Origin of the sequence: Nocardioides luteus (assembly GCF_015752315.1) — a bacterium.
Taxonomy (GTDB): domain Bacteria; phylum Actinomycetota; class Actinomycetes; order Propionibacteriales; family Nocardioidaceae; genus Nocardioides.
In genome coordinates, this window is record NZ_JADOVJ010000001.1 from 1099258 (window position 1) to 1113856 (window position 14599).

General features: G+C 68.7%; 17 protein-coding genes. 10 read left to right on the forward strand and 7 right to left on the reverse strand.

All coding sequences use genetic code 11. The annotated features are described in order from the left end of the window. Window positions 1-17: 17 nt before the first annotated feature. The 4 genes from HD557_RS05290 (at window position 18) to rsrA (ending at window position 3960) form a co-directional block, all read left to right on the forward strand. A complete protein-coding gene (locus HD557_RS05290) occupies window positions 18-1346 on the forward strand; it encodes an ABC transporter substrate-binding protein (RefSeq protein ID WP_196873147.1) in 1329 nt (442 codons plus the stop codon). A 73-nt stretch (window positions 1347-1419) separates the two neighbouring features. Then, on the forward strand, window positions 1420-2928 hold the full coding sequence (gene arfA, locus HD557_RS05295) for an arabinosylfuranosidase ArfA (protein ID WP_196873148.1): 1509 nt from the start codon (window positions 1420-1422) through the stop codon (window positions 2926-2928). A 127-nt stretch (window positions 2929-3055) separates the two neighbouring features. Next, complete coding sequence (locus HD557_RS05300; protein ID WP_269210709.1) at window positions 3056-3700, forward strand: sigma-70 family RNA polymerase sigma factor; 645 nt, start codon at window positions 3056-3058, stop codon at window positions 3698-3700. After that, window positions 3697-3960 (forward strand): mycothiol system anti-sigma-R factor, encoded by a 264-nt coding sequence (rsrA, locus tag HD557_RS05305; RefSeq protein WP_008362072.1) that lies wholly within the window; start codon window positions 3697-3699, stop codon window positions 3958-3960. The genes HD557_RS05300 and rsrA overlap by 4 nt, the downstream gene beginning before the upstream one ends. Window positions 3961-4027: 67 nt before the next feature. Here the strand turns inward: rsrA and HD557_RS29155 are convergent, their stop codons facing one another. Continuing rightward, window positions 4028-4102 carry a 50S ribosomal protein bL37 gene (locus tag HD557_RS29155; protein WP_370249596.1) on the reverse strand — a complete coding sequence of 25 codons (75 nt, stop codon included), beginning with the start codon at window positions 4100-4102 and terminating at the stop codon, window positions 4028-4030. A 79-nt stretch (window positions 4103-4181) separates the two neighbouring features. Next, complete coding sequence (locus HD557_RS05310) at window positions 4182-5021, reverse strand: DUF2785 domain-containing protein (protein ID WP_008362073.1); 840 nt, start codon at window positions 5019-5021, stop codon at window positions 4182-4184. A gap of 83 nt (window positions 5022-5104) precedes the next feature. Here HD557_RS05310 and HD557_RS05315 point away from each other — a divergent pair, with 83 nt between their 5' ends. After that, complete coding sequence (locus HD557_RS05315) at window positions 5105-6595, forward strand: sensor histidine kinase (RefSeq protein ID WP_196873149.1); 1491 nt, start codon at window positions 5105-5107, stop codon at window positions 6593-6595. Between the two features lie 36 nt (window positions 6596-6631). Here the strand turns inward: HD557_RS05315 and HD557_RS05320 are convergent, their stop codons facing one another. Beyond that, entirely contained in the window at window positions 6632-6886 is a 255-nt protein-coding gene (locus HD557_RS05320; RefSeq protein ID WP_008362075.1) for a WhiB family transcriptional regulator, read from the reverse strand. A 334-nt stretch (window positions 6887-7220) separates the two neighbouring features. On the opposite strand from HD557_RS05320, the gene HD557_RS05325 reads away from it, so the two are divergent. After that, a complete protein-coding gene (locus HD557_RS05325) occupies window positions 7221-7568 on the forward strand; it encodes a hypothetical protein (RefSeq protein WP_196873150.1) in 348 nt (115 codons plus the stop codon). On the opposite strand, the gene HD557_RS05330 is transcribed toward HD557_RS05325, so the two are convergent. From HD557_RS05330 to sodN, 3 genes are all read right to left on the reverse strand, one after another. After that, window positions 7565-8314 (reverse strand): SigB/SigF/SigG family RNA polymerase sigma factor, encoded by a 750-nt coding sequence (locus HD557_RS05330; protein WP_307785539.1) that lies wholly within the window; start codon window positions 8312-8314, stop codon window positions 7565-7567. The two genes, HD557_RS05325 and HD557_RS05330, sit on opposite strands and share 4 nt — an antisense overlap. Before the next feature lie 49 nt (window positions 8315-8363). Continuing rightward, window positions 8364-8744 (reverse strand): anti-sigma factor, encoded by a 381-nt coding sequence (locus tag HD557_RS05335; RefSeq protein WP_196873151.1) that lies wholly within the window; start codon window positions 8742-8744, stop codon window positions 8364-8366. 130 nt (window positions 8745-8874) lie between these two features. After that, window positions 8875-9276 carry a superoxide dismutase, Ni gene (gene sodN, locus HD557_RS05340; RefSeq protein WP_008362081.1) on the reverse strand — a complete coding sequence of 134 codons (402 nt, stop codon included), beginning with the start codon at window positions 9274-9276 and terminating at the stop codon, window positions 8875-8877. 54 nt (window positions 9277-9330) lie between these two features. On the opposite strand from sodN, the gene HD557_RS05345 reads away from it, so the two are divergent. The 4 genes from HD557_RS05345 (at window position 9331) to HD557_RS05360 (ending at window position 13833) form a co-directional block, all read left to right on the forward strand. Next, entirely contained in the window at window positions 9331-9705 is a 375-nt protein-coding gene (locus tag HD557_RS05345; protein WP_196873152.1) for a S24/S26 family peptidase, read from the forward strand. Between the two features lie 163 nt (window positions 9706-9868). Further along, window positions 9869-11062, forward strand: a complete 1194-nt coding sequence (locus HD557_RS05350; RefSeq protein ID WP_008362085.1) for an NAD(P)-dependent malic enzyme — start codon at window positions 9869-9871, stop codon at window positions 11060-11062. A 61-nt stretch (window positions 11063-11123) separates the two neighbouring features. Further along, window positions 11124-12092, forward strand: a complete 969-nt coding sequence (locus tag HD557_RS05355) for a zinc-binding dehydrogenase (RefSeq protein ID WP_196873153.1) — start codon at window positions 11124-11126, stop codon at window positions 12090-12092. A 211-nt stretch (window positions 12093-12303) separates the two neighbouring features. Next, a complete protein-coding gene (locus tag HD557_RS05360; RefSeq protein WP_196873154.1) occupies window positions 12304-13833 on the forward strand; it encodes an MDR family MFS transporter in 1530 nt (509 codons plus the stop codon). A gap of 51 nt (window positions 13834-13884) precedes the next feature. On the opposite strand, the gene HD557_RS05365 is transcribed toward HD557_RS05360, so the two are convergent. Further along, window positions 13885-14520, reverse strand: a complete 636-nt coding sequence (locus HD557_RS05365) for a TetR family transcriptional regulator (protein WP_008362090.1) — start codon at window positions 14518-14520, stop codon at window positions 13885-13887. Window positions 14521-14599: the final 79 nt, after the last annotated feature.

A 14599-nucleotide genomic window follows, 5' to 3' on the forward strand; every position in this document is an offset into this window, starting at 1 on the left:
CACAGATGGAGAGAACCATGACGACAAGGCGGAGAATCACCTCGTTACTCGCCGCAGGGCTCGCCGCGACGCTCGCGCTGAGCGCCTGCGGCGGATCCGAGGAAGAAGGCGGGCCCGACGCCCAGGGCCGCACCAGCATCGAGATGTGGGTGTTCGCCGAGCTGCACGGCACCTACTACGAGGCGATGGCCGAGGCGTGGAACGAGAAGAACCCCGACAAGGAGATCAAGCTCGACGTCACGGTCTTCCCGTACGACGAGATGCACAACAAGCTCCAGCTGGCGGTGAACTCGGGCAAGGGGCTCCCGGACGTCGTGGACATCGAGGTGAACAAGTTCTCCAACTTCGTCTCCGAGGACGGACGTACGCCGCTGGCAGAGCTGTCCGAGGCCGCCGAGCCCTACGAGGACGACATCGTGCAGGCCCGGATGGACCTGTACAACCGTGAGGGGAAGCAGCTCGGCTTCCCGACCCACGTCGGTGCCCAGGTTGCCTTCTACAACGTCCCGTTGATGGAGAAGGCCGGGGTCGACTACAAGACCATCAAGACCTGGGACGACTTCAAGGCGGCCGGCGCCAAGTACAACAAGGCGACCGGCAAGGCGTTCGGCATCGCCAGCACCGACACCAACATCGTGCAGCCGCTGATCATGGCGCAGCTCGGCGGGAACCTGTTCGACGAGGACGGCAACGTCACCGTCAACAGCCCCGAGGTCGTGGAGGCCGTCGAGATGCTGCAGGACATGCAGAAGGCCGGCGCGCTCTCGACCATCCCGGGCGGCAGCCCGGACATCGAGGAGGCCTACGGCCCCATCAACGACGGCGAGTACGCGGCCGTCGTCTACCCGGCCTGGTACACCTCCCGGTTCGTCGACTACATGCCCGACCTGGCCGGCGACATCGCGATCGCACCGGCGCCGATCATCGAGGGCGGTGAGGTCGCCACGATCGGTGGCGGCGGCACCGGCACCGCGGTGATCGACAGCTCCCCGGACAAGGAGTTCGCGATGGAGTGGCTCGGCTTCGCGAAGCTGTCGCCGGAGGCCAACGTCGCCGTCTGGGAGGAGCTCGGCTTCGACCCGGTGAACATGTCGGTGTGGGAGGACAAGGAGGTCACCCACAACCCGGAGAACAAGTTCAACAAGTACTTCCGGACCAACCTCTTCGACGTGCTCAACGAGGTCAAGGGCGACATCGGCCACTTCGAGTCCTTCGCGGACCCGAACCTGCCCAAGGTCGACGAGGTGTTCACGACCAGCACGTACAACCAGATCTTCGGGGACGGCGTCCCGGCCAAGCAGGCGCTGGACCAGGCGCAGGCCGATCTGGAGAACCAGCTCAAGTAGCCGCGAACGATCCCGGGCGCCGGACGGATGCCGGCGCCCGGGACGCCGCTGCCCAGACCAGAGAGAGGTACCCATGGAGAACGGCAAGCTGACGATCGATCCGGCGTTCACCGTCGCCCCCGTCAACAGGAGGATCTTCGGGTCGTTCGTGGAGCACATGGGGCGATGCGTCTACGGCGGCATCTTCGAACCGGGGCACCCGACGGCGGACGAGGACGGCCTGCGCGGGGACGTACTGGATCTCGTACGTGAGCTCGGGGTGACCGCTGTCCGCTACCCCGGCGGCAACTTCGTCTCCGGCTACAAGTGGCAGGACGGAGTGGGCCCGCGCGACCAGCGGCCGACCCGCCTGGACCCTGCGTGGCGGACCATCGAGACCAACGCGTTCGGGCTCAACGAGTTCATGACCTGGGCGCGGAAGGCCGGTATCGAGCCCATCATGGCGGTGAACCTGGGCACCCGCGGTCTGGCGGAGGCGATCGAGCTGCTCGAGTACGCCAACCACCCCGGCGGGACCGAGCTGTCCGAGCGTCGTATCGCGCACGGCGCCGACAAGCCGCACGACATCCGGATGTGGTGTCTCGGCAACGAGATGGACGGCCCCTGGCAGCTGGGCCACAAGACCGCCGAGGAGTACGGCCGGCTGGCCAAGGAGGTGGCCGGCGGCATGCGTCAGTACGACGCCGACCTGGAGCTGGTTGCCTGCGGCAGCTCGGGCCGCTCGATGCCGACCTTCGGTGCGTGGGAGGCGACGGTGCTCGAGCACACCTACGACGTCGTCGACTTCGTCTCGGCGCACGCCTACTACGAGCTCGAGGGCGACGACGTCGCCAGCTTCCTCGCCTCGTCGGTCGACATGGACCTCTTCATCCGCGAGGTCGTCGCGACCGCCGACCACGTCGGGGCGAAGCTCTCCTCGCCGAAGCGGATCAACATCTCCTTCGACGAGTGGAACGTCTGGTACCTGAAGAAGTTCCAGCAGGAGGGCACCCCGGAGGAGTGGACCTCCGCCCCTCGGCTCAGCGAGGACGCCTACACGGCGCTCGACGCCGTCGTCGTCGGCTCCCTGCTCATCACGCTCCTCAAGCACAGCGACCGGGTCACTGCCGCCTGCCAGGCCCAGCTGGTCAACACCATCGGCTCGATCAGGTGCGAGCCCGGCGGGCCGGCGTGGCGGCAGTCGATCTTCCACCCGTTCGCGCTGACCGCGCGGTTCGCGCAGGGGGAGGTGCTCGAGCCGCGGGTGGTCGCTCCGACGATGGCGACCGCCAAGCACGGTGACGTCTCCGTCCTCGACGCCGTGGCGACCCACGATCCGGACAACGGCCGGGTGGCGGTGTTCGTCGTCAACCGGCACCCGTCGGAGTCCGTGGCCTTCTCCACCGACGTGCGCCACTTCGGCGACGCGGATCTGGTCGAGGCGACGGTCCTGGGTGGCGAGGACCTGTACGCGGTGAACAGCATGGAGGACCCCGACCGGGTGGTGCCGAAGACGTTCGACTCGGCGAAGGTCGTGGGCGGCGCGCTCGAGGCCGAGCTTCCTCCCGCCTCGTGGAGCATGTTCGTCCTGCAGACGTCCTGATGTAGCCGGCGGCCGCCTGCAGGGATCCCTGACAGCAGGGAATGTTTGGCGGCCGCCGCGGTGTTCATGAAGCATGACCATCCTCCTCGAACGCCCTGCGGAGATCGTGGCGCCGATGGGCGCCCCGATGCTCACGCGCGTACCCTGGGACGTGATGAGCGACAACAACGATGAGGTCGACCTGGCCACCGAGACACCCGAGGAGCGCGCGCTGCGCTTCGAGCGGGACGCGCTGCCCTTCCTCGACCAGCTCTACTCGGCCGCGATGCGGATGACCCGCAACCCGTCCGACGCTGAGGACCTGGTGCAGGAGACGTTCGCGAAGGCGTACTCCTCCTTCCACCAGTTCAAGCCCGGCACCAACCTGAAGGCCTGGCTCTACCGCATCCTCACCAACACCTTCATCAACACCTACCGCAAGAAACAGCGCCAGCCGCAGCAGTCGATGTCCGAGGACGTCGAGGACTGGCAGCTCGCGCGCGCCGAGTCGCACACCTCGACCGGGCTGAAGTCTGCGGAGATGGAGGCCCTCGAGCACCTGCCCGACTCCCAGGTCAAGGACGCCCTGCAGCGTCTTCCGGAGGAGTTCCGGCTCGCTGTCTACCTCGCCGACGTCGAGGGATTCGCCTACAAGGAGATCGCCGAGATCATGGAAACCCCGATCGGCACCGTGATGTCGCGGTTGCACCGCGGCCGGCGCCAGCTGCGCGATCTTCTCTCCGACTACGTACGCACCAACGATCTCACCGGCGCTCGTGGAGGTGCGTCATGAGTGCCCACAAACACGACGCATCTCCCAGCGACTGCGCGGACTTCCTCGAGCAGATCGTCTTCCTGATCGACAACGAGCTGGCCGAGCCGGACGCCGACCAGGTCAAGCGCCACCTGCAGAGCTGCAACCCCTGCCTGGAGACCTACGACCAGCAGCGCATCGTCAAGGCGGTCGTGGCGCGCTCGTGCACCGAGGTCGCTCCCGGTGAGCTGCGGGCGAAGATCATGGTCCAGATCCAGGAGCTTCGCACGAAGTCCTGACCCGGCCACAGACGCGACGAGAGCCCCAGCCGATCGGCTGGGGCTCTCACGTCGTCTACAGCTGTGTTCAGCTGTTGGGGCGCTTGCCGTGGTTCGCGCCCTTCTTGCGGCGCGCGCGGCGCTTGCGGCCGGTCTTGCCCATGATGATCTCCTCCATTGGGGTACGTGGACCCCGAGGGGCCTCGGCACAGTCTCTCAAACCCAGGTGGGTGAGAGCCAATTCAGGTCAGGTAGGGGCGGTTCGAGTTCTTCAGCGCCGCGACGACGACCAGCAGCAGGTCGCCGCGGATCTGCGGGGTGTCGTTGCTGAGGGCGAGCTGGATGTAGAGGGCCCGCAGGAAGGCCTCGGCGTTGCCGGTGAGCAGGAACGGGTCGCGGTCGGGAGTCTCCGGGGTGGCGGTGGCGACGGTGACGATCCGGTTGATCCACGGCTCCATGATGTTGAGCGGGACCAGGTTGCGGCGCAGCACGGACATCGTGGCCGCCGCCAGCCGGTCGGGCTCGCCGTGGGTGTAGATGGTGTCGCCGCGGGCCAGCACCCGGTCGGCGACGACGTCGAGGATCACCGTCAGCTCGGGCTTGCCGAGATGCTCGGAGGCGGCCAGGGTGCCCAGCGCGTCGGCACCGCGGGCGACCGCGTGCGCCCAGCCGCGCTCGGGGACGAAGGCGCGCAGGTCGCGCTCGCGCAGCAGCCAGGTGGCGATCCGGTCGCCCCACTCCAGCACCTTCTCCGCGGGCACGAGCGAGCGGGCGTTGTCGCGGGCGATGCACTCGGCCAGGGCCTCGACCGAGGAGGCCCGGCGGAAGACGCCGTTGTTGCCGGAGTCGCCGAGCCCGACCACGAGACCGGCGGCCATCCCGTCGCCCAGCCCCGCGAGCAGGTCGTCGTAGACACCGCGCTGGATCCACGTCGACAGGGCCGGCACGGCCAGCCCGCTGCGTACGTCCGGGTCGGGGTCGCCGAGCATCCGGGTGAGCTCGATGGTGAGGTCGCCCAGGGGCCGGTCCGTGGGTACGGCGAGACCGGTCGAGTGAACCTCCCGCCAGTACGCCTCCGACATGGGGAACATCCTGCCAAACCCCGCCGCGCGTGGACATCCGACCCGCGCAATGCCCTACCAAGGTCTACATCTACGCTGTGCCCGTGCCCACCCTGAGTGAGCTTGCCCAGAACCACACCGACCTCGACAGCGAGGATGTCGGGTGGCTTCAGCTGCTCATGGCCGACTGGCAGATCCTGGCCGACCTCTCCTTCGCCGACCTGGTCCTGTGGCTGCCGGACAAGTCGGGCAACGGCTTCTGGGCGGCCGGTCAGATGCGCCCCACGACGGGCCCGACGGCCTACGTCGACGACATCGTCGGCATGTTCGTGCCGAAGGGTCGCCATGCCACGCTCGACAACGCCGTCGACGCCGGCCGGCTCGTGCGCGAGGGCGACCCGGAGTGGCGCGACGACCTCCCGGTGCGGGTCGAGACGATCCCCGTACGCCGCGCCGGCCGCATCATCGCGGTGCTGAGCCGCAACACCAACCTGCTCGGCGTACGCACGCCGTCCAAGCTCGAGCTGACCTACCTGCAGACCGCTGCCGACCTCACCCAGATGATCGCCAACGGCTACTTCCCGGCGGTCGGTCAGCGCAGCGACCACACCGACACCCCGCGGGTGGGCGACGGGTTCGTGAGGGTGGACGCCGACGGGGTCGTGGACTATGCCAGCCCCAACGCCCTCTCGGTCTTCCGCCGGCTGGGCCTCTCCGGCGATCTCGCGGGCCAGTCGCTGGCCGGGATGACCCGGGCGCTCGTGCCACCGCGCAAGCGGCCCGACGAGGAGACGCTGAGCGCGGTGCTCGGCGGTCGGGCCCATCGCGACACCGAGATCGACACCGGGGTGATGGCGATCATCATGCGCTCGATCCCGTTGCGGCCACGCGGCGAAGCGATCGGTGCGCTGGTGCTGCTGCGCGACGTCACCGACCTCCGCCGACGCGATCGCGAGCTCGTCACCAAGGACGCGACCATCCGCGAGATCCACCATCGGGTGAAGAACAATCTACAAACCGTGGCCGCCCTGTTGCGGATGCAATCGCGCCGGGTCGACTCCGGGGTGGCGCAGGACGCACTGAACGAGGCCGTACGACGTGTCGGGTCGATCGCCCTGGTCCACGAGATCCTCTCCCAGCAGGCCGTCGAGGAGACCGTCGAGTTCGACGAGATCGCCGACCGGCTCGCCTCCATGGTCGGAGAGGTCACCTCGGTCGGCGTCGCGGTGCGGGTGCGCCGGGAGGGCTCGTTCGGGTCGCTGCCCTCGGAGGTGGCCACGCCGATGGCGATGGTCGTCACCGAGCTGCTGCAGAACGCCGTCGAGCACGGCTACCGCGGCACCGGCCCCGGCGATGCCGAGACGGGCACGATCGTGATGTCCGTACGACAACAACCCGCCGGGCATCTCCAGGTGACCATCGAGGACGACGGTCATGGACTACCCGACGGGTTCAGTCTCGACACCTCCACGAACCTGGGGCTGTCGATCGTCAAGACTCTCGTCGAAGGTGAGCTCGGTGGCCGGCTCTCGTTGGGGCCCCGGCCTGGCGGCCACGGGGCGAGAGCTTCGGTCGAGCTGCCGTTGGAGCTCTAGGTGGATCTCTAGGGGTTGATGGCCTCTAGGGGTTGGTCAGACGGCGGTGCGGACACGGGAGCGGGCGTTGCGGCGCTTCAGCGCACGACGCTCGTCCTCGCTCAGTCCACCCCACACGCCGTGGTCCTGACCGGCCTCAAGAGCCCACTGAAGACACTGCTCCCGGACGTCGCAACGCCGGCAGACCTGCTTGGCTTCCTCGATCTGGAGGATGGCCGGACCGGTGTTTCCGATGGGGAAGAACAGCTCCGGGTCTTCATCGAGACAAGCCGAACGGTGGCGCCAATCCATGGCTGGGTAGACCCTCTTTCTGACGTAGGATGGGCAAGGCCCTGGTGCTGCGAGACCCTGCGAGTGGGCACGTGGCGGGGATGTGTGAATGTCTTCACGTGCGTGCTGGTCTCTAGAGTTCCAAGAAATGGACTCCGAAACAACCCCTAACCAGTGTCTGGTTCGTCACCGGACCGTAACACTCAGTCTTCCTGGGGCTAGACATTTCGGTAACGCGGTGAGTTACCCGCAAAACCGGTGGTGTATGCTCTCGCCGTTTCACGCCCGTGAGCTCCAGTCTACGGGCATGGCCTAGGCTGCTGAAGTGACCGCGCCGCATCGACCTTGGACTCTCTTGCTGACCGTGTTCGCCGCAGGCATCGAGGCCGCGGCGCTGCTGTTCTGGGGCGCGCTGGAGTTCGTACGCATCCCCGACGCCGCCTCGCTCACGACCGCGATCGCGGGCGGGCTGTTCTTCCTGCTCTGCGCCGCCGGGATCGGGTGGTGCGCCGTCATGTTCTGGCGACTGGAGTCGTGGGCGCGGGCGCCGCTCGTGCTCGTCCAGCTGATCGTGCTCGGCCTGGCGTGGAACCTGCGTGAGGACCTCGCCCTCGCGGGCGGGCTCGCGCTGGTCGCGGCCGTCGCCCTCGTCGGCGTCTTCGCGCCGCCCAGCATCGCCGCGCTCGAGGAGCGCTCGAGCTAGTCCTCCTCGAGCGCCTTGCGGAGCTGGGCGAGCGAGCGGTTGAGCAGCCGGGAGACCTGCATCTGCGAGACGCCCAGCTCGCCGGCGATCTCGGTCTGGGTCTTGTTGCGGAAGAACTTCAGCATCAGCACCTGCTTCTCGTGAGCCGAGAGGCTGTCGAGCACCGGCTTGATCGACTCCCGCACCTCGACGTCGTCGAGGCGCAGGTCGTGGGCGGTCAGCGAGTCGAGCATCGGCGCGGTCTCGTCGCTCTCGGAGTCGAGCGACAGCGCTGCGTACGCGTTGCTGGACTCCAGCCCCTCGACGACGGTCTCCAGGCTGACGCCGAGGCGGGTGGCGAGGTCGCGGGCCGTGGGGGAGCGGCCGAGCTCCTGGGAGAGCTCGGCGGTGGCGTCGCGCAGGTTCTGCTGCAGGTCGCGCAGGCGGCGGGGGACGCTGACGGCCCACCGGCTGTCGCGGAAGTAGCGCTTGATCTCGCCGAGGATCGTCGGCACGGCGTAGGTCGAGAACTCCACGTCGCGGGCGAGGTCGTAGCGGTCCACGGCGTTGAGGAGACCGACCACGCCGACCTGGACGAGGTCCTCGTGCGGCTCGCCGCGGCCGTAGAACTGCGAGGCGCAGTACTCCACCAGCGCCATGTTGAGGTGGACCAGCTCCTCGCGCGCGGCAGTGCGCTCGGCGTCGCTCAGGTCGGTGCCGGCGAGGGTCGTGAAGAGCTCCCGGGAGCGGGCGCGGGCGTCCTCCACCTCGCTGGTGCTCCTGGACCTCGACGACCGAATCGTCTCCTGCGCCATGTCAGCGCGCGGCTCCAAGCGGGGTCGCTCCCGCGGCCAGCGAGATCCTGAGCTGGTCGCCGTCGGGGGTGGCGGTGACGTCCCTGGCGAGCGTGGTGAGCACCTGCCAGGCGAAGCTCTCCTCGTCGATCTCGGCCTCGGCGTCGCAGGTCGTGGTCACGGTGACGCCGATGGTGTCCTCGCCGAGGTCGAAGACGACGTCCAGGTCGGCGCCCTCCGCGGCGCACTCCAGACAGAGCGCCGCCGCCTCACTGACCGCCATCCGCAGGTCCTCGATGTCCTCGAGGGTGAAGTCGAGGCGCGCGGCGAGCGCGGCGGTCGTCGTACGCAGCACGGAGACGTAGGCGCCTTCTGCGGGAAGACGCAGCTCGACCTGGGGCATCTGGGTTGTCAGTCCTTCGTGTTGGCTTGCGCCTGATTATGCAACGAGATCTCGTGCGTGGTGCCGGAAACGCACCGCAGCCGCTCCGGGAACGGAGCGGCTGCGGCGTACGGCTGATTCTCGAGGAGTCTCAGGCCTTCTTGGTCGCCCAGAAGATCTCGGCGATCTCGTCGATCTTGGCGAGGAGCTTGTCGGCGGTCTCGAGGTCGAGGGTGCCCTTGGTGCCGGAGGCGCCGGCGAGCTTGGTGGCCTCGTTGACGAGGGTGTGGAGCTGGGGGTAGGCCTCGAAGTGCGGGGGCTTGAAGTAGTCGGTCCACAGCACCCACAGGTGCTCCTTGACCAGGTTGGAGCGCTGTTCCTTGATGATGATGGCGCGGGTGCGGAAGTCGGGGTCGTCGCTGTCCAGGGCCTTCTGGATGACCGCCTTGACGGACTCGGCCTCGATGCGGGCCTGGGCGGGGTCGTAGACGCCGCAGGGCAGGTCGCAGTGGGCCGAGACCTCGATGGTGGGAGCGAAAAGTCGCGCGAACATGCGGGTCCTCTCAAAGAGTGTTCATGTGTCCTACGGATTGCGACACTACTCCGCATGGAAGACATCGCGGCCAGGGCACCCCGACACACCTGGGGGATGGCGAAGGTCGTAGGGGTCTCGATGGAGCCGACACTGCGGGCGGGGGACCGGTTGTGGGTCGCCTACGGACGTACGCCGGTGCCGGGCCGCGTGGTCGTCGCCCGGCTCGCCGACGGGGCGGTCGTCGTGAAGCGGGCGGTGGAGCGGCGTACGACCGCGTCCGGCCGCTCCGGGTGGTGGCTGCTCTCGGACAACCCGGCCGCCCCGGGGGTGGTCGACTCCCGTCATCGGGGGCCCGTCGCGGATACCGACGTGCTCGGTGTCGTCGTGGCCAGGCTGTGGCCGCGCCCGGGCCTCCTGGGCGAAACTCTGCACGAGGGCTCCAGATGAGGGCTTCGTCACCTGTAGGAAACATCAACCGCTTCCTCCGGTAGCCTGTGCGAAACTGCCATCCGGGCAACACATCCCTGTAGATGGCGCCTTGCGCGGCTCCACCCCTCGGCTCGCGTTCGACCGCCCGACGTCCGAGTCCGTAGTTTTCTGGAGGCCCCCAATGACCGAGTCCACCCTGTCCACCGAGACCACCGCCTATGACGGCGACCCGGTGTTCGAGCTCCACCGCGGCGGCAAGATGGCGATCGCGGCGACCGCATCGGTCTCCGACAAGGCCTCGCTGTCGATGGCCTACACCCCCGGCGTCGCCCGGGTGTGCACCGCGATCGCCGAGCAGCCCGAGCTGGCCCACACCTACACCTGGGTGCCCAACACCGTCGCCGTCGTGACCGACGGCACCGCGGTCCTCGGCCTGGGCGACATCGGCCCCGCCGCGGCGATGCCGGTGATGGAGGGCAAGGCGGTGCTGTTCAAGGAGTTCGGCGGCGTCGACTCCATCCCGATCTGCCTCGACACCACCGACGTCGACGAGATCGTCGAGACCGTCATCCGGATGGCGCCCTCCTTCGGCGGGATCAACCTGGAGGACATCTCCGCGCCGCGCTGCTTCGAGATCGAGGACCGCCTCAAGGAGGCGCTCGACATCCCGGTCTTCCACGACGACCAGCACGGCACCGCGGTGGTCACGCTGGCCGCGCTGATGAACGCGCTGAAGCTGACCGGCCGCAACCCGGAGTCGACCCGTGTGGTCATCTCCGGCGCCGGTGCCGCCGGTGTCGCGGTCGCCAAGATCCTGCTCGAGTTCGGCATCAAGGACCTCGCCCTGCTCGACCGCAAGGGCGTCATCTCCTCGACCCGGTCGGACCTGACCGCGTCGAAGAAGGCGATCGCCGAGGTGACCGCGGACGTCACCGGTCGCACGGGCTCGCTGGCCGACGCGCTCGCCGGCGCCGACGTCTACGTCGGCGTCTCCGGCGGCACGGTGCCCGAGGAGCTCGTCGCGACCATGGCCGACCAGGCGATCGTCTTCGCGATGGCCAACCCGAACCCCGAGATCCACCCCGACGTGGCGCACAAGTACGCCAGCATCGTCGCCACCGGTCGCTCGGACTTCCCGAACCAGATCAACAACGTCCTCGCCTTCCCCGGCATCTTCCGGGGTGCGTTCGACGTGCACGCCTCCTCGATCACCGAGGGCATGAAGCTGGCCGCCGCCCAGGCGCTGGCCGCGCTGGTCGGGGACGAGCTCAGCGAGTCGAAGATCATCCCGGAGCCGTTCGACCCGCGCGTCGGCCCCGCGGTCGCCGCTGCGGTCGCCGAGGCTGCCCGGGTCGACGGGGTCGCCCGCCGGTAGCCGACCCGGCCGGTTTGGACGACCGGTTGCGCCGGCTCGGCGGGTCGGTAGGGTCGGGCGCATGTTCGCTGCGTACGCCGAGAAGTTCTCATCCGACGACCCGATCTCCGGCCTCGTGCTGGGGGAGCGGCCCGAGCCGGTCGCGCCCGACGGGTGGACGACGGTCACCGTCAAGGCGGCCTCGCTCAACCACCACGACCTGTGGTCGCTGCAGGGGGTCGGGCTCAAGGCCGAGGCGCTGCCGATGATCCTCGGCTGCGACGCGGCCGGCCTCGACGAGGACGGCAACGAGGTCGTGGTCCACTCGGTGATCTCCTCGCCGGACTGGACCGGTGACGAGACCCTCGACCCGAAGCGGTCGCTGCTCTCCGAGCGCCACCAGGGCACCTTCGCCGAGAAGGTGACCGTGCCGCGTCGCAACGTGGTGGCCAAGCCCGCCGGCATGTCGTTCGAGGAGGCGGCGTGCCTGCCGACGGCCTGGCTGACGGCCTACCGGATGCTGTTCACCCAGGGCGGGCTCAAGGCCGGTGACTCGGTGCTGGTGCAGGGCGCCGGCGGGGGCGTCGCGACCGCGGCGATCACGCTCGCGCGGGCGGCCGGCCTCAAGGTCTACGCCACCTCGCGTGACGAGGCGAAGCAGAAGCGCGCCCTCGAGCTCGGTGCCCACGAGGCCCTGGCCTCGGGGGAGCGGCTGCCGGTCAAGGTCGACGCGGTGATCGAGACCGTCGGGCGAGCGACCTGGACCCACTCGGTGCGCTCGCTGCGTCCGGGCGGGGCGATCATCATCAGCGGCACCACGTCGGGCCCGAACCTCGACGACGCGCTGCTGACCAACATCTTCTTCCTGCAGCTCAAGGTGATCGGCTCCACGATGGGCACCCGCAACGAGCTGGCGAGCCTGGTCTCGCTGCTCGAGGCGACCGGCACCCGCCCGCTGATCGACCGCACCATGCCGCTGACCGAGGCCAAGGCCGGCTTCGAGGCGATGCACGCCGGTGATCTCTTCGGCAAGGTCGTCTTCACGCTGTGACCCGGTAGAGCTGACGCCGGCAGTGATGCCGGCCGTGTGACGTACGGAATATCGTTCGACTCCCCCGGGTTCAGCAAGGGACCATTGAGTGTCACTGCCGAGGGGCTCGAAAAGTTTCTCGTGGCGTGATGTCGAAATCGGCCTCGCCCGTTCGATCTATGTATGAGAGCGGGCGGCACCGGGCCCCTGCGTACGACCCGAGGAACTCGTCATGACTGCTGCCGTCACAACATCGCATCGTCCGCTCGACGGTGAGAAGCGGCGTACGCCTGCCGTCATCACCCTGCTCGTGCTGGCCACCTTCGTGGTGATCCTCAACGAGACGATCATGCTCAACGCGATCCCGAACCTGATGAACAGCTTCGGGGTCACCGAGCACGCCGCTCAGTGGGTGTCGACCGCGTTCATGCTGACCATGGCCTCGGTGATCCCGGTGACCGGCTGGTTCCTGCAGCGGGTCACGACCAGGACGGCGTACGCCACGGCCATGGGCGTCTTCATCGCCGGCACCGTGATCTCGGCGATCGCGCCGGTCTTCGGCATCCTGCTCGCCGGCCGGGTCATCCAGGCGGCCGGCACGGCCGTGATGATGCCGCTGCTGATGACCACCCTGATGACGGTCGTCGACGAGAGCGACCGCGGCCGGGTGATGGGCAACGTCACCATGGCCGTCTCGGTCGCGCCGGCACTCGGGCCGACCCTGTCCGGCCTGATCCTGGGCTTCGGCTCGTGGCGGCTGCTCTTCCTGCTGGTCCTGCCGATCGCCGTCGGCGTCGCCTGGTCCGGCCTGCGCCGCCTGGAGAACGTCAACGAGCCCGCGGAGTCGAGCGTCGACTGGGCCTCGGTGGTCATCGCCGCGCTCGGCTTCGGCTCGCTCGTCTACGGGCTGAGCCGGTTCGCCGAGGGTGAGGTAGGGATCCCGCTGGTCATCGCCGCTGTCGGTGCGGTGCTGATCCTCGGCTTCGTGCTCCGTCAGCTCCGGCTGCAGCGCACCGGCTCGCCGCTGCTCGACCTGCGCGCCTTCCTGCACGGCACCTTCACCAAGTCGCTGGTCCTGATGGCGGTCGCGTTCCTGGCGATGATGGGCTCGATGATCTTGCTGCCGCTCTACCTGCAGACCGTGCGCGGGCTCTCGCCGCTCTCCACCGGCCTCCTGGTGATGCCGGGCGGTCTCGCGATGGGTCTCCTCGGGCCGACCGTGGGGCGGATCTTCGACGCGTACGGCGGCCGGGTGCTCGTCATCCCGGGCTCCATCGGCATCGTGGCCGCTCTCGGCGGGCTCTCGCAGATCTCGCTGACCACGCCCTACTGGCTCGTCCTGGTGCTCCACCTGGTCCTGATGGTCAGCCTGGCCGCCGCCTTCACCCCGGTCTTCACGCTGGGCCTCGGGTCGCTGCCGGCTCACCTCTACTCCCACGGCTCCTCCATCCTGGGCACGCTGCAGCAGGTCGCGGCCGCGTTCGGCACCGCCCTGGCGGTGACCGTGATGTCCGTACGCAGCGACCAGGTCGTCGACGAGGTCGGTGCGGTCGCGGCCCACGTGAGCGGTCTGCAGGCCGCGTTCATGGTCAGCGCAGGGCTGGCTCTGATCGTCGTCCTGATGGCCGTGCTCCTGCCGGCTCGGGCCGAGGGACACGAGGAGTCTGCTGACGGGGCCGCTGAGGAGCCTGCCGCGGATCTCGACGCCGAGCTCGCCGAGCTGTGCGAGCACGGGCGCGAGCCCGCGGTCTGCGGCTGCTGAGGCGTTCGGAGTCGTATTCCTGTGTAGGAATACCCGGTCAACCGGGTATTCCTACGCTTCGGACCGCCACTGGTAGACGCCGATCAGCAGCATCCTCAGCTGCGTGCGCACGGTGGCGATGATCTGCTCCTCCTGCTCGGGGCGGGTGGTGGAGAGGATCTGCTCGGCCGTGGCGACCAGGACCGTCACGAACAGCGACGAGAGCACGTGCAGGTCTTTGGCGGTCCAGGTGTCGGTGCCGGTCATCAGCGCGAGGTCGGTGGCGAGCTCGCGCTCGCAGAGCTCGATCTCGCGCCGGATGGCCTCGCGCACCGATCGCGGCCCGGCGACACGTTCGCGGGCGATGAACCCGAAGTGATCCCGGCGCCGGTGGACGTGGTCGACGAGGGCATCGATCGAGCCGTCGACGACGTCCTTGTCGGCCCGGGCGTTGCGGCGTACGTCGCGGAAGAGGTCGCGCAGCGAGTCGAAGGACTCCTCGACCAGGGCCAGCCCGAGCGACTCGATGGAGTCGAAGTGGCGGTAGAACGCGGTCGGCACGATGCCGACCTGTTTGGCGACCTGGCGTAGCGAGAGCGCGGTCAGCGAGCTGTCGGCGCACAGCTCCAGCGTCGCGTCGAGGATCGCTCGCCGGGTCCGGAGCTTGCGCTCCGCACGGCTCTCCGGCTCCGCACCCGTCTCGATCACCAGACCATCCTAGGGGCAGAGGCCGGCGAGGCGTCAGGTGCACACCTGTACACCGTGACCTGGACCACGTGCGTCTTGT